The organism is Haladaptatus rarus (genome assembly GCF_054177585.1).
Map to the genome: position 1 here is coordinate 1 of NZ_JBPEHG010000021.1, position 24,801 is coordinate 24,801.

The window sequence follows — 24,801 nt, forward strand, 5'->3', positions numbered from 1 at the left end:
ATTCTCCCAACATTCAAGATTCGCCGTCTCTAACGTTTCACTGAGCAGTTCTTGGTTGAGCATGAACACCAAAACCACGGAACTGCTCGCTTCTTAAACTGGCCTAACTAGACAGTGCCCAAATATAGCATATGTCTACACTTCCAGGGGTGGTAGTGGGTCTCACTAAACACGATCGTGTGACTTGTCACTGTTGCCTTGACGGTCGAGAATTCACTGGAAGAATCACGAAAATAGTGAAGAATCAAACTGATGTTCGAATCGAAATATCATGTGATTATAAGGAAGAGCCGTCGCATCGCATCTGCCTCAATCGGTCAAAGACGGGCTGGTTTACGCCATACGTGGAACAGCGAGAAGAGAATGAATGGAAACGGTACGGCCGGCTCGTTGATCTCGAATGACAGCAAGACAGGCAATCTCACTTCGTCGCATCCGGTTCGGAACCACCGAGGAACACAACGTTTTCCCGGCCGATTTGGACACGTGTTATCTCGCCGTTTGCTTCCATCTCCGAGAGTTTTCTACTCACGGATGATTTCGACCATTGTGTTTCGTCCGTGAAAGCGGCCTGCTTCATTCGCCCCCCATACTGCATCAGCAGTGAACGAATCCGTTCTTGGTCAGTAATCATCTCCTCTTCTTCCCTATCCTTGACCGGAGTCTGCTCTTCCTCGATTTCGACGTCCGGCGTTACGGGTGCGGGTTCGTCATCGGGTGCAACTCCTGATTGGTCGTCATTCGACTCATTCCGGTCGAATAGTTTGGAAAGCGTCGTTCGTATCGATGACAATAGGCCATCGCTGGACTGGTTTGTCGATGTGTTGGTGGTTGCGGAGTCGCTCAGGTCTGTTGTATCTGTGTCCGAGGAGACGCCAGCGGTCGGGTTCCACTCGACACTTCCCTCGGACAGTTCGACCACGACGTCGAACAATGGTTTGAGAGCATTCACAATCTCTGGCTCATGGATATCGGGATCCATCTGGAAATAACCGGTTGCATCCGCAGCCTGAATTCGGTGTGTGAGAATGTGGAGATAGCGAAACGTGGTATCGAAATCGACGTATTCGAGGAGGACGGTCAGCGTCTGTACCGACACGACAGGTCGGGTGTCGCCGTCCGCCCACGCTTCTAAGCGATCGCTCAGCGGGGCGATGATTGCCATCGGATCCGTCGGGTCAACGACTTCAGTGCTCACGCGGTCGGGAACCGGTTCGTCGTTCGAGTCGGCTTGGGCCATCCCACTCGCGTGAATGTGGTGTATCTCACCAGGGAACGTTCCGATATTCTGGTGCCAGTCGTCAAGCCACTGCACTGGTGGCTGAGTATATGTGACGGACGCAATGTTCGTGTCTGCTGTTACTGTCGATGCAATGAACTCCATATGTGCTCGATTACCGTCCGGCGTTAACGGTGCGAGCACAAGAACGTTGGACGCTCCACGGAGTTCTTCTGTGTCCTGATTATCCATTCTTCAATTTCCCCATTCTTGATTTGTTTCGTTATTTTAATGCCCGATATAAATATAATATTCTAAGATTAGTTATGTTTCTTTTACAGGCCATTCACTTATATTCGTCCATTTGACAGCCAGTCTCCCATGAACCGGTGAACCATCTCACTCTACAGGCAGCCAAGGCGAATGCCTCGGGGCGTGACCCCGAGGCGGTTCACTCGATGGGTAACGCTGCCTCCCTGAGAAAGGGGTTTCTCTTCAATATTGGATTACAGATATTCAATCCTCTTGCGTTGGTCAGCGAGATATGCGTATTCTTGTGTTTCCTGCAGTTGACATCCTGGAAGCCTCTCTATTGATATTCAACTGTTAATTGGAATTCAAGCTCTATTACCGGGTCAAAACAGTTCGAACGCAAGCTAACGAAGATTGATATTTATAATCTCATCAGTGCTTGTAGAGCTAAGAAAGGGAGGCATCATGGCAGCAAAACATCATGGATTTCAGACGGTTGTCGAACTATGTGAGCCCTGTAGCCGCAATACCTCACACGAGGTTTGGATCGAGATTCGGACGGAGAGCAAGCAAGCTGAGAACGTAAAATTCTCTCGCGAACCATACCGGGTTACGATGTGCAAAACATGCGGCGAGACGACGAGACAGCGGATGAACAACGCGTGAACAAGCCCAGTCAGTAACATGCTCATGTGCAAGTAAGGTGGAGTAGTTCACGTCGTTGCTCCTCAGAGAGTATCCAGTCTGCCGGATCCCAGTCCGTTCCTTCGTTCTATACATCTAGTTTCAATCATAACTTCTATAACTTAGTTGGTGGTTAGAGACATGTTGAATACCTACACTCTCGGAGTCAATAGTAGGACTCGGCGAAAATGAGCGTGTAACCTGTCGCTGTATCGGCGGCCGAAAAGTCACTGGAACGACTACGGAAATCGAGCGGGATCAGGCAGGAGTCCGAATCGAAGTCGCACAAAACAATGAAGAAACACCCGCATTTCGAATCCGCTTGAATCGGTCACCAACGGATTGGTTTACACCGTACGTGGAACGGCGAGAAGAGACTGGATGGGAACAGTACGGTCAACTCGTCAATCTCGAGTGACAGCACCACAGGCGACATTTACCTAATAATGAGTCGTCGGGATTATGGATTCAGATTCGAAGGAGAGTCAGTATTTGCTCGTATTCAACAGGATGCACCTCAGCCTTCTAATCAACAACTAGATGACGACGTTTTTGTATACGTAATGGGGCCGTATACTGCGTTTGATGCAACCTATGTTTACGTTGTCGTTGGAAACTTAGTACTGAATACCTCTCTTATCCTATCTATTCAGCCGAATTGTTGCCGTTCCGAAATCGAGCAGTGAGACATCAATCCTGCACTAGAACCCATCTATTGAGTATATTAACGCCTCTTCTTCCCAATTTACTTCCGGGTGATGGTATAAGAAGTCGAAAAGATTTCATGACTACAATTATATTTTATTTGTCTAATTCGAAATCATGGAGTTCCGTACGGACGAGAGAGGGGTATCAAATCTCGTCGGAACAATGATTCTTGACGCATTCTTAATTATCACACTGAGTCTCTATCAAGCCCAAGCCGTTCCCGCACAGAATGGGGAAGTTGAATTCAAACACAATCTTCGCGTTCAGACCGATCTTCTCGATGTTCGCAATGCCATTCTCCAGTCAAAAGAAACGGGGACGAGTGCTCACGTCACGATCGAAATGGGGACAAGCTATCCAACCCGCGTGATCACTATTAACCCACCAGCACCAGCTGGGCATATCCGTACAACCGATGAAAAACCGTTGAAAGTATTCGATGAGAGCGGTTCGGAAATCAGTACAGACGTCTGCCCTGGCGACTCCGTCACCCGATTGTTCGTCTATGAACCCAATTATCATGCCTATCACAATGCGCCTACAACCGTGTATGAGCATTCGGTCCTCTACAATCAATTTGAGAGCGCGAATGTCCCGCTCTCTGGGCAGACACTCGTAGTGGGAGATACGATTAATCTAATCCCGCTCCGCTCACAGTACTCCCTTGCGACCAGCCAACCGATCGTCTTCGATGCACGGGCTGGGAAACTCAAGTCGTCCAGTGTAACCAATGCGACGGTCGTGCTTCCGACACAGCTCACAGAAGACAATTGGGAAACCCTGTTAGATGGGCAAGTAGACCCAGCAAACATCGACGTTGCAGATAACAAACTGACACTGACGCCGGAAGGAGAGTATACTATCAATTGTGGCCCAGTGGGTGTGAATGCAGTACCACCGTCGGGTGCTCGTGAGAGTTCGAACGTGAAAATCAATCCCGTCGGGCCTGGGGATGTTGAACTGCGCGATACGCGGATTTCCGGTACTGGATCACAAGATAAGACAGTTGAAATTGATCTAAACAACACCGCAGATACAGATGTAACAGTGGAACGCGCGCGGATCAGTTTCTTCTTTGATGGCAACAAAAAAAGTGCAATACCTAGTGAAGCGGACATCCGAGCAACTTTAGGGGGAAATAGTTCTGCAACGCTTCCCGTTAAAGGCGATACGCAAACGTTGAGCCCGAAGATCACGCTTTCTGGAAATGAGACGTCGACAACGGTCTACCTTGAGTTCGATAAGGAAGTTACAGATGCGGACTTTTTCATTATTCAACTCACCTATGAAAATGGGAAGGAAGGGACATATTTCGTCACACCAAATAAGTAAGGTACCTTCCTACCTGAAAGCCGTTAGTATGCGGTCACTGGAAGTGAGAGTTAGGTGTGAAAACGGCTGGCGAGGTGACACGTCCCCCGCCCACGAGTATTTCACCGTGTATTACTGCCGAACGCCGGTCGTCATCAGTAGCCGGCCACCGACATCACTGATAACGTACCAGCACTCACAAATGAATGTAAAAGCAGATTAATGTTTCTACTTAAGAAAGATACGTAGCAAAAATGGGAGACAGGAACCACGAACAGAAGGTGGCTCTATAGCTGTACTTTTGGTATGTGCTGCGGTTGAAAAGAGCGAGACCTAGAGTCTCTTCCAAAGCACCACAGCAACGAGCAATGCGACACCGAGGAGGGCAAATTTTCGATACATACGGCACACTATCTTCTACGTTGATATATATAAGGGTTGTATTTCACCGCCAGGACCCGATTCGCTCGCCGCTCAAAGACTACGCTTTCACTTCGTCCACGAAAACGCACGTCGGGTTCCCGACTGCAGAAGATTCTTGCCAGGGGTGCCATCAAGCCACCAGACGATAAGAGCACCAGCCATGAGCAGAAGTTGGACGAGGAAGAAGGAAGTGACCTCCATCTGCATGAAGTGGGCAACGAAACTCTGTTGGGTTTCGTAGGGCGGTGTCGTCGTCACCGGCCACAGGAGGAACGCGGTATACGCGTACTCACCTGTCCAGAGTGGGTAAAGCGCATCAGCGAAAAGATGAGAGAGATATCCGGTGGCAAAGGCTGCCCAATGTGTTGGATGCATGCGGTCGCTCCGACGGGCATAGACGAATGCAATGCCCAGTAGTAAACTCGCCAGTACCAGCGAGTGTGTCAGTGAACGTCCAGTTGGGAGAACCCCGAACGTCCACGCGAGCGGTTTATCGATGAGATCGGGAAACTGCGTCCCGAATGCGACGAGAATCGCCGCCGTCTCCACTGGTGGTCGCTGCCAGCGAACCCGACAGAAGCCCGAATAGAGCAGATAGCCAACAGCAAGGTGTCCCCAGGGCCACATAATTTTGGTATAGTCGGTTAGTGGGCCAGCGTGGATATGTTCTTCGTTCCAATCTCTTCGAACCGATACTTTGGTATGAGTAACGTGATTTGGCGATAATAGATGCCCACACACCGCCGTCGCCGGTTCATCCATGGCCAGATCACGTGGATGCTCGCATCCCTCCTCGCGCTAACAGCGCTTAATGCCGTCTCTGTCGAACTCTTCTTCGTCATTTCGCTGATCGGCTTTCTCGTCATGATCGAGCTCACGGCACCGTTCAACGTGACACCGAAATGGCGACGGCGGCTGAAGTGGCTCATCGGACTGGGCTTGCTCATCTTTGGCTATATCGTGATTCGACGGATTCTCGCAATCCTCCCGCCCGGGGTGTTCTAAGCAATGCGTGACGCACCCTTTGGCCGGTCGTATCCACAGCTCGTCCTTGCGGGATTGACATGTCTCGCCATCCTTGGGCTGATAGTTGCGGCGAGCACCTCTGCGACGTCATTTGGTGCATACAACGCTGCGTGGGATGGGGCGACTGGACTCCGGACGGTCGCGAGTGACGCTGGTGCGTCACCAGAGATCATTCACAACACGAGTGCATATACCAAGGCCAATCCAAATGAGACAGTCGCCGTCATTCTCTCGCCCGACCGTCCGTATCAACAAACAGAACAACAACACCTCCGTCAGTTCGTCCAGCGTGGTGGCACACTGGTCGTCGCCGAGGATTACGGAGAACACTCGAACGCGCTGTTAGCAAGCATTGGTGCAACAGCACGCATCGATGGGCGCCCCCTGCGTGACGAACGCCATCATTATCGGTCACCGGCGATGCCGATCGCACGAAACGCCTCGAATCACACGCTGGTCACCAACGTCTCGGCACTGACACTCAACCATGGGTCCGCAGTGACGCCAGGAAATGCGACCACTCTCGTCCGGGCCTCCGAATACGCCTATCTGGATACGAATCGAAACGAAGCACTCGATGAAAACGAGACACTCGCCAGTTCACCTGTCGCTACTATCGAACGTGTTGGAGAAGGGCGTGTAATCGTCGTCAGCGATCCGAGTATGATGATCAACGTCATGCTCGACCAACCGGGCAATCACGCATTTGTGACGCATGTGTTCGCACAACAGGAGCACGTTCTCCTCGATTACTCGCATACAGCCCAGTTGCCACCACTCGCACTCGCTGTATTGATTCTTCGTGACTCTGCGTTCTTACAGACAGGCGTCGGTCTTCTCGGCGTTCTCGCGGTATTCGTGTGGTTCCAGCGGCCGGATGTGGTGTCACAACTCCGGTCGACTGTCACCCGCTCATCTGCCGTGGACTCCCCAACAATGGATGACGAAGCGATGATATCGTACCTCAATCGTCATCACCCTGACTGGGAGTCAGATCGCCTCCAGCGCGTCGTCCAATCACTCCACGACCGGCGAAACGAGTAAGATCGCTTTCGGAGGTCCGAACTAGTCAATTCAGAAGCGACGGTGTGCTATTTTTTCAGCGAGAGAATTCTGTCGTGAACGCCATAGTACTCACTCTGCCGAGTCAGCGTCGGAAAGATGGTCACTAGCCTCACCCTTGGTGACGGCTGTCTCCACCGACTCCCGGAATGACCGATTCGCCGTGACGACTGTCTGGAGCGACTCCATCTCTGATTCGAGATCCGTAATCCTGTCACCCATCGCCTCGTGGTGGTCTCTGAGCGTCGCCACAGTCGGTTCTACCTCGTTCATCTGTTCATCGAGGCGGTCGACAGTCTCCGAAACCGTCTCAAACCCATCGAGACGATCTGCCATTGACTGTAGACTGGTCTTTACTGACGTGAGATCCGCCTGCACAGTGGAGAGGGCTTCTCGTGTCTCCTCGACTTCGGTCAGTAATTCCTGTGCGTCCCCAGTTTCATCGAGGAACGATTCGAGCGCCGCCGTATAGGCCTCGAGATCGTTCACAGTCGTCTCGACGTGCCTGAGGCGTGCGACAACACTGCCGTTCACCGGTGCATCAGTATCGCCTTCGCTATGGCCAAAGTGCTCAACCAGAACGCTACGTTCATGCTCCGTGAGATTCCCCTGTTCAAGTTCAGCCACAAGGGTAGCCACTACATCATGTGATTCAGCGCCGAGATCCAATTCCACCGAAGGAGACCGCGGTTCAACGGGCGCTTCAGTGGCCGCCGTCGTCTCACTGACGGCCTCCTCCGAATCTGTCGGTGTCTCTGCCGTCGATTCTGCCGCTTCTGTATCGTCCATCAAGAACGACCGTTCAGACGGTTCCGGATCAATTGGTTCCTGAGCCGTAGAGTCATCGGAGGACTCCACTGGCTCGTCGGCCAAGACCGTCTCTACCGACGTATCGTTCAAAATCGAATCGGACGACGTGTTCGCATCGTCTGGTGTCGCTGGTGTGGACGTATCTTGTGACGCCTCCACAGGTTCGTCACTCAGGACTGAATCTCCGACGACTTCACCGTCGAATTCGATAGTCACCTCCGGGTTGCCGACAAACCGTCGGAGTTCGGGTTTGTCTGTGTCGTTGATTCCATACAACGTTTCAACGCTCTCCGTTTCCGAAACGGATGTCTCGAATGTCACGGATTCGTCGGAGGTAATCCAGCGCTCACGATCGTCTGGGCGAAAGCCAATACGGTCGGTATCGAATCCAGTTGGAAGGCGGTCAGTCACCTGCACCGTGATCTGTTCATCGTGCGTGGAGTCGATGGTGATGCCGACAACACCGATGTCATCATCGCTAATACTGAGTGTCTTCTCGACCGTGACGCCGTTTGTATACGATTCGAACTGTTTGATCTGATTTGTTTCGGTGGGGAGCATGATTCAATATCGGTGTTTAACCACGCGACTCGTGCGTCGTTCGGTGCGCAGGTACGTTTGGGTGGACCCGTGCTGGTGTCGGGCTCCATTTTTCTATACTGTACTCAACCGTGTGACAAATATTACAACAGTATTATATTATATATTTTTCGCAGAGTATAATATTCGAGCCGTGATTTCCTCGCTTGACTACAGTCGTGGGCTTTCTCCTTGCCGTTCTGCCACCTCTCGAGAAACCAATTTCCAAAATATTTTTATAATATATTATATACTATTAAACAACATGTTTGCGAGAGTTGAGAACGAATGTCGTATTCTCACCCGCCATCTTGCTGTGCTAGAGACAATTGCATCCAACGAGCCAATCGGATTGGTCACACTGGCGAATCGAACACGCTACCCCCTTTCGAAAGTCCGGTATTCGGTTCGTGTCCTCGAAGCCGATGGATTAGTCACGGCAAATTCGTGTGGAATCGAGACTACAACAGCGGCGGCGGAGTGGTTCAGCAAGCACGATACCCAGATTGATGCAATTTGCGACCAACTTTCGAATTTCCGGATAAAGCAAGCTGAATACCCGACAATAGTGATAAACGGGGATTGAACGCACGAGCGGTACAGAACGTTTCAGCGAAAATGCCAGACGGAAAGCAAAGAATATGGGGTGTGATGTTGAAGTTAGATTGAAGACAGCGGTATCGCAGATCTCTCTGAAACGAGCCGTTATCTCACCCCCCAAAGAAATGGAAGAGGACAACAATTCACGAACGCCGCTTAGCCCGTCAGCAGAAGAAGCACTCGACCATCTCACACCGATTATCACCTCCGGGGATGACAATCCATCACGTGACGAAGCAGTGGTACAACTCCGTCAACGGGACTTTGAACAAGAATTTGCAACGGCGACTATTGATGAGCTATTGAACAAGGGCTATCTGTACGAAGTTTCGGGTGAACTCAGATTGCCGTGAACGAAATGCCGTCAGTCCGAAGTCTCTCAACCCGACGATATACTGCTTTCAAGCCACATGTCTCCAAGATTCGTTGCGAAACCCATCGATCCGAGTAGTTCCACGTGTCGAACCCATTGATTTATTTTCTCGGCTTCGAAACCTTCGGTATCAATGGACCCCGCTGACCTCTATGCTGATTTACTGACTGAAGTGGACAAGATTCTCATCGGGAACGATACAATCATCGAGGGAATCACAATCTCGCTCCTGACTCGCGGTCACGTCCTCCTGGAAGGCGTCCCCGGCGTCGCAAAGACCACCATCGCTAACGCATTTGCACGCGCGACCGGGCTTGATTCGACCCGCATTCAAATGACGCCTGACCTCCTGCCTGCCGATATTACTGGCACACACGTGTATCGGGAACCGGTGGGTGAGTTCGAACTCCAGCGCGGGCCGATCTTCACCCATCTCGTGGTCGCAGACGAGATTAATCGTGCGACGCCGAAGACCCAGAGCGCACTCTTGGAGGCGATGCAGGAAGGAACGGTCACGATCGAGGGTGAGACCCTTCCGTTACCAACACCGTTCATCGTCATCGCGACGCAGAACCCGATCGAGATGGAGGGAACGTACGAACTGCCGGAAGCCCAGCGCGACCGCTTTCAGGCAAAACTGTCGGTCGACCTCCCAACAAAGGATGATGAGTTAGAAATCATCGACCGATTCAATACGGATCCTGAACTCGGCCCTGACGACATCTCACAGGTCGTCAGTATTGATGCAATCCTCGCAGCGCGCGAGCAGGTCACGACCGTCCACGTGGCCGATTCAGTCAGAAAGTATATCCAATCGATCGTCGAAGCGACCCGAACCAATACTGATCTTGCGCACGGTGGGTCGCCACGGGCAACGCTTGCGTTATTGCATACCTCGAAAGCACGGGCAGCGATTCACGGCCGTGATTATGTGATTCCCGATGACGTCAAGGCACTCGCAGTGCCTGTAATGCGACACCGACTCGTTCTCAGCACCGACGCCGAACTGAGTGACCGCTCGACCGTCGACATCATCGATGAGATTTTGGATTCGGTGACGCCACCAAGTGGGGAAACCAAGATGGCCCCGTCTGAATTTGGATTCGGTGACGCCACCAAGTGGGGAAACCAAGATGGCCCCGTCTGAAGCAGCCGTATCAAGTGATGGTGGGAAGTAGGAATTCCTCAAATTCAGACTAACAGTCTGTATTAATTTCACCCTGCCGCTCGTGGAGAAGCTCACTCGGGTACAGAAGAAGCATCCGCCTCAAAATTTTGATGAATAACCCCGTCTTCAAGCCGAACCACATCGTCGAATCGTGATTGGAGTTGCCGGTCGTGGCTGATGACGACCAGTGCTGTATCCGCAGTATCCTGAAGTCGGAACAAGAGATCGAGTACCTGTTCGGTTGTTTCGGGGTCTAACTGACCGGTCGGTTCGTCAGCCAACACAATGGCCGGGCGATTTGCCAGTGCCCGAGCGATAGCGACGCGCTGTTTTTCCCCACCGCTAAGCGTCGCAGGATACTGATTGGCACGATCGGCGATCTCGAGTTTCTCGAACAGAGTCTGGAGCCAGGCTTCGTCTCGCTCCCCAGTGTGGTCTTGGGGAAGGGCAGCGTTCTCCCAGGCGGTAAGATCGGAGATGAGTTGAAAGTCCTGGAAGATGAATCCGATTGTCTCTCGTCGAAGTCGAGCTCGCTTTCGCTCCGGTAGCGACGCCGTCTCCTCGTCCATGATAGTGACCGTTCCACTCGTCGGTACGTCAAGGAGACCGAGCATGTCGAACAGTGTCGTTTTGCCAGCACCGCTTGGGCCCTGAATCAGGAGACGTGCATCTGCAGGGACTGAAAGCGACACATCGGAGATAATCTCCTTCCCACCCCGAACCACACGAATCGACTCAGCGTCGAGGACGATTTCGGCCATTATTACAGAGATGTCTCCTCCCTTGATAAAATTCCTTCCTAGTCATCGCCGATTTTAGAACGTTGTCCGCCTGTCTTCTGTTCACATGACGATGGTGATGTGGGATTTGTGTGGCGATTTTCACCAACTCGTGCAGAACCTGATGAACCTCGTTGCACCGTCGACGGTTCGGTGATCAGGTACGGAAGCGCGGCGATAAGGACACTCAGACACATGAGCACGAGCGCACTGACTACAGCAAGGAGGAGTACCGAGAGTGGGAGTTGTGTTGTAAGCCGAAGGCCAAACACAGTGAACAACCCAACGAATGCAAGTCCCCGAATCGTCACCAAGGTAATGACTAGTGCAAGGAGGCTTGCGGGAATGGCGATGCGAAAGGCATCAGCAATGAGGGTTCGAAGAACCCGCCACCTCGTCGCACCGGTCGCACGATAGATGCCAAGAGCACGACTGCGGGCGTGAACTGCTTGCGCGAATGTCGCTGTTGTCCCACCAATCGTTGTCAGCCCAGCCAGCACAACCATCACGAGAAGAAGCAGATTGAAATTCCCAAATACATTGCGAACAGCCTGCCCAAGTCCGGTTCCACCCGCGTAATTGGTGTTCTGTGCAAGTGTTGTAAACGAACGGTCGTCACCATGGATGGTGAAGGTGTCCGTCGCCAGGGTGTGACCGTTTGAGACCAGTCGTACTGAATACTCACCTGATGCAATCTTGTCGGATGATCCCGTTCCGAGTTGAGTCGACATGGTCGTCGAGGTTCGTGGGGAGAGCGACACGGTTCGGGTCACTGTTTTCGTCGGCGTCACAAACGAAATCTCCCGTGTGATTGGTCGATTCCAGGGATTAAACAGGGAAATCGTCGCTGTTGGTTGGGTAAACACGCTCGCATTCTGTGGCGAGACCGCAACTGACCCGATGGGCTGTCGGGGAGCGCCAGCCACGACGCGAATCTGTGACGAATTCGTCCGATTCCCCTTTTGAACAGTGAGCGTATAGACACCCTCCCGGCTCGGAAGTCGGATCATCGACAGCCCGTCCTCATTTGTACGCGCAGTTTGATTCCCAATCTGAACAACAGCATCCGGAACGGTATCACCACTCGCCGTGCGAACCGGTACTGCAAGCGTTGCACCCGGTGGTGCAGCCTCGGGCAGAGACGGGATGGACAGTGGTGAACGACGATACACGCCCACAGGCTTTGAATAGGAACCAACGCGGAGTGTGTGGTTCCCGAGTGTACGTGCGGTCACGTTCACCGTCACGGATCGCCGTTCACCAGGGCCGACCGACACGGAACGAGACGTCGAGCTATCCCCGAGTGTCACGGTCAATCGGCGAGTTTGCTCCGTCTGTCCGACGTTCTGTACCGAGATGCGAACTGGAACCGATTGACCGCGCACTGCACTCGATGGGGCTGAGACACCACTGACGATGATGCCGCCATTGTTCGATTGTGAAACCTGCGTGAGACGGTCGTCTCTCCCAGCCGTCCGAATGAAATGGACGATGCCGGGTTTCGTCGAGAGATCGTAGGCAGTCGCAAGCGGGAGGATAAGTTGGTCATCCTGCATGCCGGGAGCCGCGAACATTCCGACGACAGTCACTTGCGTGACCGCGGGTGATGTCGCACCGCCGACCGTGATGGTATCGCCAATAGCGACGCCAAGCGTTTGAGCAAGATCACGGCCGATGACTGCCTCGTGTTTGGTTTGCGGTGTTCGTCCTGCGGTGAGTGTCGCATCGGAGACGGCTGCAAATGCGCTATAGTTGGCACCACGCGCGAGATACGGTTGACCATCCCGCACCTGCACAACGATGATCTCTGGACTGGCTGGTATCCCCTGACTACGAAGCAGGTTCGCGTATCCAGCGTCGATTCGACTTGCCATGGGATACGCCGCTCCGGGTTCGGTGATCGTCCCACCTGACGTCGTTGCGATTGGAGCGAGTGTTCCCACGAGGGCGCCTACGATGACGATGATGAGAATGAAGATGGTGAGAATCGTCGTTGCTGGGACGAATGCCTGCCATCGAAGGAGAGTCGTATCGATGAGGGCTCGAAGTCGAGAATGTCGTTGTGCGGTTGCCGATGGTCTCGAGACTGGATCATACGTCTGCTGGATTCGGGATGGAGGAGTGGTCGTTGCTGGCCGAACAGCGAGGATGCCCGCACCGATACCGACGAGGAGCAGGACGGCGAGACTGGGAAGAATGATTCGAATCACAGCCGGTGTAACCGCCGGATCAAGCGTGATGTGGAGGCCAGCAGCGATGGCAATGGTGACGATTGCTCTTGTGACGATTACCCCAAGCGCAAAACCAAGTATAATACCGGCCGCCGTGAGCAACCCAGCACGGACACCGAAAATCACGAGCAATTGTCGCGGTGTTCCTCCAGTTGCCCGAATCACCGTGATTTCCGGTAGCCGATCGCGAACACCCATCCGGGTGACGTTGTACACCACGACGAGGATGAGAGCACCACCACAGACTGTCACAAGGCCAAGCAAATGTAACACATCCTGCATCCCAGCCGCAAAGTAGCGATAGAGTGAGGGACTCGCAGTGCCCATCACTGCTGGTTGTCCCTGTCCGGCCGACTTCGCAGGTGTCGTGTCGATAACATACGCTCCGGTCACACCCAGTGATCGAACTGTCGATGAATCGCTTATGTACCACGTTTGAGGAAAGATGGAATCGTTTGTAGCATACGGTGTGACCGACAGCGATTGCGTCGTATTCGTCCCAGTAAATTCCTGTTGAGTGCGTTCGTTGACCGGCCCTTTGAGTGTCGCATTCGATGGTGGTGGCGGAATACGGGCCGTACGCCACGACACAGATAGATTTTCGAGAACGGTTGGTGTGTCCGCTGGGACACCGACAACATATCGGTTGGCACCCGAATGGTTCGTGGTGGCGATGGGAAGGATGAGATCCTCATCGGATGCCGAAGCGCTCGCTTCAGAATATGAGTCGTAGTGGGTAACGGACATCGAGTGCGTGTATCCAGCTGCGATCGAGGACGTCTGGGTGTTCGCTGCGACCAAGAATAGTGTCGTCCCGACCAGAAACGCCGTGGCTACTGCGATGATGACGATTGTCAGGCGGTCACGCCGTGACCACTGCGTACAGAGCCCCCGTTGATACCCCATTCGACGGTGTGTCGTCCACTCCGTTGTGGCGTCGCTGGCGGCAAGAGTATAGGCCGCCTGTTGCGTACAGGAGTAGTTGTTGACGCGAATAAACGAAGTCTACCGACAGACACCTCAGATTAAGTGAAACTTGTCACTGAGGATGGTTGAACCAGTGACAACAGTGATGCGGTGGAACGTCGAACTGTGCCTATTGCTTGCACCCACCCCTAAGGGATGGGCTCCCGCTAGCACCGTGTCAATACAGATACCTCGATGTCAGCAGTCGACGCTCCGCTCGAATAGCCTCGACCCCATCAACCCTCGCTGACATAGCACCCACGATACGTACACTCGACACCGATGGAGAAAACGTAGAACGAGCAGTTCTGTGGATAAACATTTCCTCGACGGTCACTCGTCGTCAGTAAACGAGCAGTGGATCAGATAGTCGGTGCGGTCATCATCACTGGCTAATATTTCCAGCGTCACTGGTCGCTCCATCCCTCGTGCAAGACCCACGGCAATGAATGATGCAACTGGATGATCGAATCGGTCGACGGCACCGAATCGACTGCCACTGACGGCAATCGTGACACCATCACCCTCTCCATCGACTTCTGGCGTCGCACTCTCGACTAGTTCGAAGCCTTCGACAAGTGCATCGGCGAGTTGGTCGGCGAGTTCGGGTAGTTGGTCGGCCGTGTCAGTAACCATCGACTCGAACTCCTGGAATAATCCAGCCCCTGTCGGGGGCACCGAGACACCACGCTTGCGTTCATCATCCGTAACGACAAACAGCGTCGCCAACTCACTTGCGTCAGGTAGTTCATACTCCTGATGTTGGGGAACGAATAATCGAATGCTCCTGTCGCCATCAGCAGTCGGTTCCGCTGTGGGGAAGTAGACCGACGTATCTGCCAGTCCAAGCCCGTCGATGAGTTCCTGACCAGTAGTGGCGAATGCAGCGTAGGTTCGTTCTCCGACTGACGCAGCAACAAATTGTTCTGGCGTGAGATAGTATGTGAGGACAGCAGCGAATAACCCAGTGCCACCGAGTGCGAACAGGATGGCCTGCGACGATGGAAACACGAGTCCACCAAGCCCAGCGAGTATCCCAACCGCAGCCATTCCGAGTGCAGTTCGTCGATAGCTCGTCTGTCTGGCACGACGATACTCTGTTCGCAATCGCTGGTTCTCTTCTGTGAGGAGTTCGAGTTGCGCAGCCAGTTCGTCGACCGAAGCGGAATCAGTGTCCGTCCGGCTGTCTGCCTGCTGGTCAGAATCTCGTTCCTCTGTCGATGTCACGGGATTATTACTCATGCGTTCTCCTCAACTAGTCCGAGCGCGACGCGTTCGTAGCGATGCAGTCCGTAAGCGCCAAGAGCAAACACAACGGCGAGAATGCCAATTGCCTGCCAGTACGCTTGATCCAACTGGTAGATGGCGACGATTCCGATGCCGAATACACTGGCGATACCGCTTGTCATCACCACACGGCGGTAGGGGTGATCGAGTGTCAGTACGGGGCCGACGAGCACGCTGATGAGACCGAGTTCCAATGGAATAAGATACCGGAGGGCAACGCCGTCTGCAAATAGCGCGGCAACGAGGAGTTGGCCAAACGCAAATGTGTACAGGGTCGGCAACAGATACCACATAAGAACGAGCATGCCGCCAGCGATGAGACCGGGCAGTCCATTCGCCACAGTATACACAATCGCCACGAGTAGTGCACCAGCGCCATCAAGCCACGTCTTCGTCTCACTGTACATTATTGGCTCCTCGCTTGGTTCCGTCTCGTCTGGCGTGTCGACGCAAGAATCGCTTCGATGCGGTCAGCAGCCCCAACCTCGAACGCAGCAACCCCATCGATGCGTGTGAGGCCGCGGCGGAATTCTTCGAAATCGACGTATTCCTCATATGCCGACTCGATATCCTCTAACCTCCCGCGTTCAAACAGCACCGTCGGTGCCAAGAAGACGAGCACTTGCTCGGAGTGACGTCGGGCCATACGCACAGTCTCGCGGACTTCTTGTCGATGTGTATCATCAGTGAGGAGGACGGTGACGACCGATCCACGTGTCCGACCGAGATACGTTCGAACCGTGTTATAGAGCGGATCGGCTTCGATGTGGTGGAGGTACTGCTGCGTATTGGTGAAATATGGTACCAGTGTCGTTCCGAATGCCGAGTCATCCACTTGGAGTTTGGTCGCCGCTGCACGTGCGTCGCTTGGAGTCCGACGCTGATGTGGCCGCGTTTGGCGATGGATTGCTGTCTGCGCCGGTGACCCTTCTGTCGGCACCAAGTCATGTAAATGCGTGTCGACCTGCGTAAAATGACGCGTGCTCGCGTCCGATTGGTCATGGACGGTCATTCCATCGTTACCGATTCCGTACAACGCGATTGGCTCGGTATTCGACCGTGCATGGTCAGTATACGCTAGGGCGACATGCCGGAGGTAGTCGAGTTTCGTCTGGCCCTGCGTGCCCATGGCCATCGACGAGCGATGATCGAGGACGAGTACCGTCGACAGGTCCGTTTCAGCGTCGTATTCCCGAACGTGTGGGCTTCCTGTACGTGCTGTTGCTTTCCAGTCGATCTGACGTGCCGTATCACCTGGCACGTACTGTCGGATTTCAGCTGGATCCAGGCCGACACCCCGCCGGCCTGTCTTGTGCTCTCCGAACGCTGTTGAGAGTCGTTCACCACCCGCACCAACGTGGAGATCTCGCGGCCGACGGGGAACTACTGTAACGGTTGCAGTTGGGCCACGGGGTACTGTCGACCGAAAGAATCCAGCTGGATCGCGTAGCGTAACCACCGGAGCGTCCAACTCGAACTTTCCTGCAACCGGCCACTGGAGCGAGAACGTCGCTGTCGCCTTCTGGGTACCGGTATCGATGGTAACCAGATGGCGTTCGTCTTCGGTAGTGTGTGCAGCTACGGGTGGCCGTGCATCGACTGTCACATCGATCGATGCAGGATCGGGAAGCATGGCACGCAAAACAACTGGCGTTGTCTCATCAGTGGTTACACGATCGTGAGACACCGATTGGGTGAGTGTGAGGTTATCGGTTGTCTGCAGCACCGCGCGCGTAAACCGATACTGATGGACGAGTAATGACCCACCGAGTACAGCAGCACCAACCAGTAACAGTGGCTCTGCGAGGAGCCAGGCACCACCGGCCAAGAGACCGGCAAGGATGACGCCGCCCCAATATCGGTGAGTCACCTCCATGCTCTTGACAACCTAACCACTCACAATTCAATGTATTGTTTTGATGGGAGCGTCGCGCCCGACAATGAACAACCGAAATTATCATATTATAGACAAAGAAGAACTATATCATGATTGAGACATTGGCGCAAACATACTCTGATGTATTTTCACCGGAGTATTTCGTTCTCCTCTGTGGGATATCCATAATACTGTACGAGTGGCGTGACATTCGTGACAGAAATCGATTCCAACTTGGGGGGCGGGTTAGTGTGCTTGTATTCGCGTGGGCAGTTGCATTCGCGATCTACAACGCCACACCTCAGCTGTTTGCAACCGTTCCTGCCTGGGGGCCAGATTTCGTCGGGAGTCTCGGACTCGGCATTGGTGTTCTCATGATCTGGGGGTTTTGGCGACTCGAAGAATGGGGTTCGATCGTTCCTGAATTTTCGATGGTACTGCTCGTCTTGACAGTATTTCATCTCATCATCACTCCCTTCTGGGATATCTCGAGTCACGTTGCCTATGCCGCTGCACCTGCGGGTCACCTTGCACTCGTTGATCGGCGTTTCTTACCGTATCTCGTGATTCCGATTGGGATGGTATTTAGTCGGCCGCTCGTGGGGGCACACACGTGGGTGCAATCTCTTGGCGGGTTGGTGTTGGCGGCGATCATTCTCATCGGTCTCTTTCACGGCCAAACTGAGCGACGAAGAATCGATGCAAGTGAGGAAATGGAGATGGAAAGCGAGCAACGAAAACAACCACGATTCCGGTAACCCGTGAAACGCACACCCGAATTATTTGACTTCGGCTTCGGTTTAGTTCCTGCATTGCCATTCTGGCAGTAGAGATAGTTAAAGGCGTATTTTCGGATGGATAGACTTCGAGATGGGTAGTTTTTTATCCCTTGTCTCAGTGTATTTGTACATGCCAAGCGATGACACGGTTCCTCCTGATGACGCTCTCTCAGATATACCGGAAGAGACCACGATAGACACTCCTTCCGATGACTCCAGTCAAAAAACCATTCGCGAACTCCTCGAAGAAGACTCCGGCAAATCGGTCTTTGTGAACCGAAACCTCGTCGAACCGGATACCATCATCGACGAAGAACGCATCGTCGGCCGTGATGATCAACTGCAAGCAGTCATCGCGTATCTCAAACCCGCACTTCGTGATGAGCGGCCTCCCAACATGCTTCTCTATGGCCCCTCAGGAACCGGAAAATCGCTGATTGTCAATGCGGTCTGCGGACAAATTGTCGAACTCTGTGAGTCACAAGACATCAATTTCGGAGTCATCAGTCTCAATTGCCAGCCAATCACGACACTCGACCGTGCAGTCTACAAACTCGTCGAGACGGTCGCAAAAGACGTTGGCGTCGACATCGGGGTCCCAGCGACAGGGGTCTCCACCGAGCAAAAGTACGAACGCCTCTACGAACTCATCAACACGTACTATGACTCGGTCATCTTCATCCTCGATGAAATCGACTTACTCGTTGGTCGTGAAGACGAACCTGCGTACTCGAAACTCCTCTATCAACTGTCGCGAGCCGGAAAAACAGACACTATTCACGGAACGGTGTCAGTTGCCGCCCTAACGAACGATCCCAAGTTCATGGAGAACGTCGACGGGCGTTCGGAAAGTTCGTTTAATCCCGAAGACATTCCCTTTTCCGATTATGACGCGAATCAACTTCGAGAAATTCTCGACCATCGTCGCGACGCCTTCCGAAAAGGGGCGCTGAGCGATGATGTCATCCCACTCGTTGCAGCATTCGCTGCGCAAAGCCACGGCGACGCCCGCAAAGGGATCGATCTCTTCCGGAAAGCTGGCGACCTCGCTGATAGGCAAAACGACGATACCGTCACCGAATCACACGTTCGAGACTCACAAGACGAAGTCGATAAAGACCGCATGCTGACCCAGATCGAAGGTCTCTCCACACAAAAGAAGATCTCACTCTACGCAACAGCAGCCGTCGCAGTGCATACAGATCACACCACCATGTCTGTCCCAAGTCCTGTTGGCTACCAGGTCTACAAGTGGATCACCGAACTGCTGGATGCCGACCAAATGACGCGTGAAACCTACATCAAATACGTCAAGGAACTCAACACATACGGGATTGTGGATGCCGAACGGAAAAGCCGCGGCCGTGGGCAAGGAATGCACATGGAGTTTTCTTTCTCGGATAACCCCCGTCCGATTCTCGATCTCCTTGCAGAAGACTCTCGCCTTTCCGCGATTGGGGGTGAAACGGATCATCTCAAGGCTATTGCGCGAACGAAGATGCAGAAATTCAAAAGTTCGTAATCGACAGACGGAACGTCTTCCGGACCCCTGTATCGAAGTGTAACTACAATAGTCTGCTGAAGGCAATCAGCGATAAATACACCAAGATACGCCCCGATATCGAAGTGTATTAACCCTCGAGCAGACTATGATATCAACGGACATTCTAACTCACGATCTGCGTTCCCTCCTGCGATTTCTTGGAACCTACTACCCCTTCATCGAAGTGCAACAATCGGGGGGAGAGACCCCTTCATCGAAGTGTATCTCAAAGGCTTCATCGAGACAAAATCAGTCCTCAGTAACACCTAACAATCATCGAACAAATACACGACCCCACCATCGAAGTGTATAATTATCAATTATATTTTATAAAAATATTGTTGCTGGTGTCGCAACCCCTGTATCGAAGTGTAATTCCTCTCCACAGCGCCTCTTGACGAGAATCATCTAACTTAGTATTTCTTTGCTGGATGGGCAGGAGTGAAATTTCACGGGAGCCATGACAAAGTCATTTTTCTATTCAATGTGAACGTGATTCGACCCCTTCATCGAAGTGTATTGAGAAGGCAAATCCGACTGCATGCTTGCACTTTTTACTTAGTCACTACCCCCTTATCGAAGTGTAACTGTTCGATTGTTCATTAGTTGTGAAACGTTGTGTCGTTGCTTTCAACCGTAATCGAGGGATTTACAGCCCGTGTTTACCGTTCTACCCCGTCGTCGAAGTGTAATAGCCAATTCCCAGGCTGGACAGGCCCAGAGTCACGAGGGATAATAGCGATTCCACTTTCGTCGTTTGCACCAAGACGGACCGATCCACCAGCGAACTTCAGCTTGTTTTACAGACGATCGGACTGATCGATGATATCGACAACTCGGGAAAACCACGACGAAAATCTCCACCCACCCCCCGTTATCGAAGTGTAATCCTCATCTGAAAGGGATGGGGCCGCAAAATGATCTCAAAATCCATCTAGAATCCTACTATTCCGTGTTTCAAAAGCTGGTTTGCGGATACTGTTTAACAAGCTTCTATTTATAGATTTCGATTATAATATACTACTTCAAATTCCCGTGTTGTTGATGTCTTTGAGCCGTATACTCTCGATATCTTCTCAACGCCGCCATCCTCGTGGGTTTGGAGTTTGGGAGCTTATTCTCGTTACACTTCGATAACGGGGGGAGGGGGTTCGGGACAATTCTCTCGACATCACTCTGATCCAATCCGATGAACGAAAACCTACCTGTCCAGTACGAATGTCCGAATCTTGTAGTGAGAGCATTCTTGAAATGAAGCGTTTCGGTGGAGAGTTGCACACACGAACAGGGTGCCAGTCTGTTGCATATCCCTCCGGCACCGCCAAGGATGCTCTATCAAAGATTAGCGCTAGTGCGCCAAAACTAGTATCATCATTATCATATTAATACTTTGTCATTCTTCACGTATTCGGTTCTGAATCACACATATATGTTCGATAGACGCCTGTAGCCGTGAGCTTCCGCTAGCGCCGTGTTATAGAATTGCAGTGCGAGAAAACCTACGACTTCAGTCGTGGGATGAATCGCCGTCATCGGTTTCAAACACTGAAATCAATAGATTTGAGTGCCCTCACCACGTATCTGGGTTTGTCGATTCGATGGTTTCCCATCGGATTCTGACAGTCCGAAAATTGGCAGTTGACTCGGTGTTTGCCGCATCAAAACGTGAGCCCTCGGACATGCAGACCGACACAAAACAATCAGGTACCTCCGAGTCTTTCCCAGGATAGGAGTAACGGGGGCGTGGCACTCCCATCGGCGTGTCGGGTCGTAAACCCGAGGTTCCCAAACCAACGCAACCGGGCGTGGGAAGCCCACGACTTCAGTCGTGGGAGGATGTCACGCAGTCTGCGAGTTAGCGGTATCAACGACGGAATCAAAGAGAACGTTGAGCGTTGCCAGGGTTTTTGAATCGTGTGCATCTGCTTCAAGGTGATAGTGTGCAACGCCACCTTTCGCCTCGATGCGCCCCGTGAGAACATGTAAAAATCTGAAAACACGTTGAACGTCCGAATACTGAAGAAGAGTAGTCAATGAGTCAAAACAAATCACTAATTGTAATCGGCTTGATTCTGGTTGTTCCTTCTCCCACTGTGTGATGAATTCCATAATTTTGATTCCAACACCGGTCAAATCGTCTGGAGCCACTGTTTCGATGGTTGGAGGAGATGCCGAAAGTGAACTACTGTTTTCGTTACTCGTACTCGATACAGATCGCACGTGACCGCCCAGACTGATGATTCCTACCTGGTTGGGACTCGCGTCAATCGAATTTTTCCAGCGAAACAACTGCTTGTTTGGTGACTTTTTTGTTGTGACCAGCAGTACATTCTCGTCTGCAGGATTAGTCACCGTCATTAGATCTTGACACGCTTTATCGGTGTCATCGCTGAATGACGATTCAAGAAGCAGGATATTCGACGGATCAGTTCCTGGCTTGTGAGCACTCATGATAATATCAATACCTCTGTGGACAAATTATGTCAATAAAAACTCATCGGTCAATATCATCATTGGTTTGCTCGTACACAAAGTAAATACAATCTCTCTTCACGTGAGAGTGGCAAGGCAGGGAGATGATGGCGTGTGGTGGCTCTTATGAGCACTATGTGCACACTGCAATTTTTGATGAGGCGTTCTCCCTGCAAATTCTAATCTCTATCCTATAATTAAATACTTTTTGTAAGATTTTAATAATTCTCCTTTGCTGAATACCGATGTCAAAAGGAATCAACGAGAGATCCCATCCTACGATCATGCTGCACGCCTCCATGTGACATCTCCTACGGCTGATGGGGAGTTCACAGGCACTCTCTCTTCACTGGTTTAATGAACTGAATTCGAGAATTAGAAAGAAGGTATTTTTACGGATGACTGAAAGAGAGTAGATGTGCCCCGTCCTGGCGCCTCCACAACCGCCCTCATCGCCCTCCTCGTGTTAGCGCTGGTATCCCCTGTCCAGGCAGTAGCGCTTTCGCCAACTACCGGGTCGGAAAACGTCGCAACGCAGGGCGACCACCTTGCACAGACAGCCACGCCCTCGAACAATTCCAGTGTGCAACACGAAAATCCTGATGATGTTCAGACCGACGGCGATCTCTCGGAGCTTGAGCGATGGTTGGCTGGGCGACTCTCCTCTCAGCTCGGGGGCAGTACGATTCAACTTAGTCAAGGGGAGTATCAGAAGGCACGCTCAATCGTCGGCGATGACTATAACGACATGCTGGGAAAGTATGTCGATGTCGCGGGGGAAACAGAAGGAACACAAGACGATAAGACGGCCAAGACGTTCAAACAGACACAGCAGAATCAACAACAGTTCGTCTCACGTGTTCAGCAGTATCGTACCCTCCACGACCGCTACCAGCAAGCCAAACGCAATGGCAATGACGACAAGGCACGACAAATTGCACGCCGCCTTGAGCAACTTGAGAGGGATATCAATCAATCAAGTGGTAATCTCACTGCGAATTACAATACGATATCCAATGGGACGGATGCCGATTTCGAGCGGGAAACCCAAACCGTGCAGAACATTACGCAAAACATCTCGACGCAGCAAGCCACTGTTCGTGAGTCTGAGTTCGTCCAGACAACGTTGACTGCGACAGCGCGCTCAGAGGACGTGTCGTTTCTGGATCCCTTCGTTGTCACAGGCCGATTGACTACCGAGAACGGCACTGAGCTCGCGAACAAGAGCGTTCAGATTACGGTTGAGGGCCAGCAGACGCAACGAGTGCAAACGGACAGTGATGGAGAATTTTCCATTTACGCTCGACCAACCACAGTCTCGCTCGGGAACCAGTCGTTCCGCATTGAGTATCTCCCCGAAAACGACTCGGTCTACCTCGGGTCGAACAAGACAGTCCACGCGAACGTGACACAGGTTCCGTCGACGGTATCGATTGGCAAACACACCACCACTTCTCGATTCAATGAGACAGTCTCAGTTTCCGGGAGCGTTCAGGCTGGTGGTGTTCGTGCCTCCAACGTTCCGATTGCCATCTTCGTCGGTCAGACACGGATTGGAACGACACATACGACAGAAGATGGCACGTTCTCGTTCCGCCGACGGCTGCCGCCAAATGCACCTGTTGGGGCGCAGGCAGTTCGAGTCACGGTGCCCCTCCAAAACAAGGCACTTGCCTCCTCGTCAACGACGGCACCACTCACCATCGAGTCAACAGCGACAAATCTCACACTCACAGGAACGCCTGGTAACAAACGGAGTGTCGAACTCTCCGGACAGTTGCACACCGCCGATGGGACGCCGATTGCGAACCAACGAGTCGCGATTCTGGTCAGTGGGACGCAACTTACGTCCGTTCGTACGAATGAAAATGGCAGCTACAGGGTAACGCTCGTTCTGCCATCGAACCTCGTTGCGGACGAGGGAGACACAACCTTCGTCACGAAATTTGACGGGCCGGGGTCAAACCTTGAGTCTGCACGCACCTCGACAGCGCTTGCCGTCGGGAGCGACGAACCATTGGATCAGGAAACACGAGGATGGATTGTGAGCTTCGGCATTGCTGCGCTTATTACGCTCAGTGGGTATCTCTTATGGCGCTCTGATGTCTTGGCGAGCATCGGCCTGGGAAGAAGTGCTGATAACGATGGAGTGACAGCAACGGACAGTGGAATGGCTGGTGCTACACCGGGTGCGCAACCCAGTGATTCGTCGTCATCGTCAGCAGTCACACAAGCGTTCCTTGACCATGCACGATCCGCGTTCGAAGCTGGTGATTACGAAAAAGCAGTCGAGTCAGCGTATTCCGCGGCTCGACACCGATTTACATCGACTGTTTCGAAACCAACTTCCACACACTGGGAATTCTACAATGCCTGTCGTGAAGCCAATCTCTCTGATGAGATGCTTTCGACGCTCGGAGACGTGACTGAACGCTACGAACAAGCTGCGTTCTCGACGAAACAAGTGACACGTGAGGCGACGACGACTGTTATTGATGACGTTGCAGGATTGCTCCCCGATGATCGATCGACGGACTAACCTGCAATCGAAGATCCTCAAAACCTCCCTGTTCGATTGTCGACCGGTGTCATATGAAGTTATAGAATTGCAGGCGAGAAAACCCACGACTTCAGTCGTGGGGGATATCATTTC

General features: G+C 52.5%; 18 protein-coding genes. 9 read left to right on the plus strand and 9 right to left on the minus strand.

Features of this window, described 5'->3' with window-relative positions:
- Nucleotides 1–421 precede the first annotated feature (421 nt).
- On the minus strand, nucleotides 422–1,471 hold the full coding sequence (locus tag ACR3FE_RS24770; RefSeq protein ID WP_458210518.1) for a helix-turn-helix transcriptional regulator: 1,050 nt from the start codon (nucleotides 1,469–1,471) through the stop codon (nucleotides 422–424).
- Nucleotides 1,472–1,936: 465 nt separating this feature from the next.
- On the opposite strand from ACR3FE_RS24770, the gene ACR3FE_RS24775 reads away from it, so the two are divergent.
- Together ACR3FE_RS24775 and ACR3FE_RS24780 are read left to right on the plus strand one after the other, a co-directional pair.
- On the plus strand, nucleotides 1,937–2,137 hold the full coding sequence (locus tag ACR3FE_RS24775; protein WP_458210519.1) for a DUF7835 family putative zinc beta-ribbon protein: 201 nt from the start codon (nucleotides 1,937–1,939) through the stop codon (nucleotides 2,135–2,137).
- Nucleotides 2,138–2,977: 840 nt separating this feature from the next.
- Entirely contained in the window at nucleotides 2,978–4,195 is a 1,218-nt protein-coding gene (locus ACR3FE_RS24780) for a hypothetical protein (RefSeq protein ID WP_458210520.1), read from the plus strand.
- Between the two features lie 468 nt (nucleotides 4,196–4,663).
- Here ACR3FE_RS24780 and ACR3FE_RS24785 read toward each other — a convergent pair whose 3' ends face one another.
- Nucleotides 4,664–5,224: a metal-dependent hydrolase gene (locus ACR3FE_RS24785; RefSeq protein WP_458210521.1), complete on the minus strand. Its 561-nt coding sequence runs from the start codon at nucleotides 5,222–5,224 to the stop codon at nucleotides 4,664–4,666.
- A gap of 102 nt (nucleotides 5,225–5,326) precedes the next feature.
- On the opposite strand from ACR3FE_RS24785, the gene ACR3FE_RS24790 reads away from it, so the two are divergent.
- Together ACR3FE_RS24790 and ACR3FE_RS24795 are read left to right on the plus strand one after the other, a co-directional pair.
- The gene (locus tag ACR3FE_RS24790; RefSeq protein WP_458210522.1) at nucleotides 5,327–5,602 is read left to right on the plus strand and encodes a DUF8044 family membrane protein; all 276 of its coding nucleotides are present in this window, start codon (nucleotides 5,327–5,329) and stop codon (nucleotides 5,600–5,602) included.
- Nucleotides 5,603–5,605: 3 nt separating this feature from the next.
- Nucleotides 5,606–6,667, plus strand: coding sequence for a DUF4350 domain-containing protein (locus tag ACR3FE_RS24795; RefSeq protein WP_458210523.1), 1,062 nt, complete (start codon nucleotides 5,606–5,608; stop codon nucleotides 6,665–6,667).
- A 90-nt stretch (nucleotides 6,668–6,757) separates the two neighbouring features.
- Here ACR3FE_RS24795 and ACR3FE_RS24800 read toward each other — a convergent pair whose 3' ends face one another.
- Entirely contained in the window at nucleotides 6,758–8,056 is a 1,299-nt protein-coding gene (locus tag ACR3FE_RS24800; RefSeq protein ID WP_458210524.1) for a prolipoprotein diacylglyceryl transferase, read from the minus strand.
- A gap of 743 nt (nucleotides 8,057–8,799) precedes the next feature.
- Here ACR3FE_RS24800 and ACR3FE_RS24805 point away from each other — a divergent pair.
- Nucleotides 8,800–9,027: a hypothetical protein gene (locus tag ACR3FE_RS24805; protein WP_458210525.1), complete on the plus strand. Its 228-nt coding sequence runs from the start codon at nucleotides 8,800–8,802 to the stop codon at nucleotides 9,025–9,027.
- A gap of 153 nt (nucleotides 9,028–9,180) precedes the next feature.
- Nucleotides 9,181–10,194 carry an AAA family ATPase gene (locus ACR3FE_RS24810; RefSeq protein WP_458210526.1) on the plus strand — a complete coding sequence of 338 codons (1,014 nt, stop codon included), beginning with the start codon at nucleotides 9,181–9,183 and terminating at the stop codon, nucleotides 10,192–10,194.
- A 92-nt stretch (nucleotides 10,195–10,286) separates the two neighbouring features.
- Here the strand turns inward: ACR3FE_RS24810 and ACR3FE_RS24815 are convergent, their stop codons facing one another.
- The 5 genes from ACR3FE_RS24815 to ACR3FE_RS24835 all read right to left on the minus strand — a co-directional run bounded on the left by ACR3FE_RS24815 (nucleotide 10,287) and on the right by ACR3FE_RS24835 (nucleotide 17,354).
- Nucleotides 10,287–10,976: an ABC transporter ATP-binding protein gene (locus tag ACR3FE_RS24815; protein ID WP_458210527.1), complete on the minus strand. Its 690-nt coding sequence runs from the start codon at nucleotides 10,974–10,976 to the stop codon at nucleotides 10,287–10,289.
- A 38-nt stretch (nucleotides 10,977–11,014) separates the two neighbouring features.
- Nucleotides 11,015–14,131 (minus strand): FtsX-like permease family protein, encoded by a 3,117-nt coding sequence (locus ACR3FE_RS24820; protein ID WP_458210528.1) that lies wholly within the window; start codon nucleotides 14,129–14,131, stop codon nucleotides 11,015–11,017.
- A 393-nt stretch (nucleotides 14,132–14,524) separates the two neighbouring features.
- The gene (locus ACR3FE_RS24825) at nucleotides 14,525–15,433 is read right to left on the minus strand and encodes a DUF7982 domain-containing protein (protein WP_458210529.1); all 909 of its coding nucleotides are present in this window, start codon (nucleotides 15,431–15,433) and stop codon (nucleotides 14,525–14,527) included.
- Nucleotides 15,430–15,885, minus strand: a complete 456-nt coding sequence (locus tag ACR3FE_RS24830) for a DUF8163 family membrane protein (protein ID WP_458210530.1) — start codon at nucleotides 15,883–15,885, stop codon at nucleotides 15,430–15,432. Before ACR3FE_RS24830 ends, ACR3FE_RS24825 begins: the two co-directional genes overlap by 4 nt.
- Nucleotides 15,885–17,354, minus strand: coding sequence for a DUF58 domain-containing protein (locus tag ACR3FE_RS24835; protein ID WP_458210531.1), 1,470 nt, complete (start codon nucleotides 17,352–17,354; stop codon nucleotides 15,885–15,887). The genes ACR3FE_RS24830 and ACR3FE_RS24835 overlap by 1 nt, the downstream gene beginning before the upstream one ends.
- Nucleotides 17,355–17,605: 251 nt before the next feature.
- Here ACR3FE_RS24835 and ACR3FE_RS24840 point away from each other — a divergent pair, with 251 nt between their 5' ends.
- Nucleotides 17,606–18,112, plus strand: a complete 507-nt coding sequence (locus ACR3FE_RS24840) for a hypothetical protein (protein ID WP_458210532.1) — start codon at nucleotides 17,606–17,608, stop codon at nucleotides 18,110–18,112.
- A 151-nt stretch (nucleotides 18,113–18,263) separates the two neighbouring features.
- Nucleotides 18,264–19,655 carry an orc1/cdc6 family replication initiation protein gene (locus ACR3FE_RS24845; protein WP_458210533.1) on the plus strand — a complete coding sequence of 464 codons (1,392 nt, stop codon included), beginning with the start codon at nucleotides 18,264–18,266 and terminating at the stop codon, nucleotides 19,653–19,655.
- Between the two features lie 1,860 nt (nucleotides 19,656–21,515).
- Here the strand turns inward: ACR3FE_RS24845 and ACR3FE_RS24850 are convergent.
- The gene (locus tag ACR3FE_RS24850; protein WP_458210534.1) at nucleotides 21,516–22,127 is read right to left on the minus strand and encodes a DUF7504 family protein; all 612 of its coding nucleotides are present in this window, start codon (nucleotides 22,125–22,127) and stop codon (nucleotides 21,516–21,518) included.
- 439 nt (nucleotides 22,128–22,566) lie between these two features.
- Between ACR3FE_RS24850 and ACR3FE_RS24855 the strand changes: the two genes are divergently transcribed.
- Nucleotides 22,567–24,687, plus strand: a complete 2,121-nt coding sequence (locus tag ACR3FE_RS24855; protein ID WP_458210535.1) for a collagen binding domain-containing protein — start codon at nucleotides 22,567–22,569, stop codon at nucleotides 24,685–24,687.
- Nucleotides 24,688–24,801: the final 114 nt, after the last annotated feature.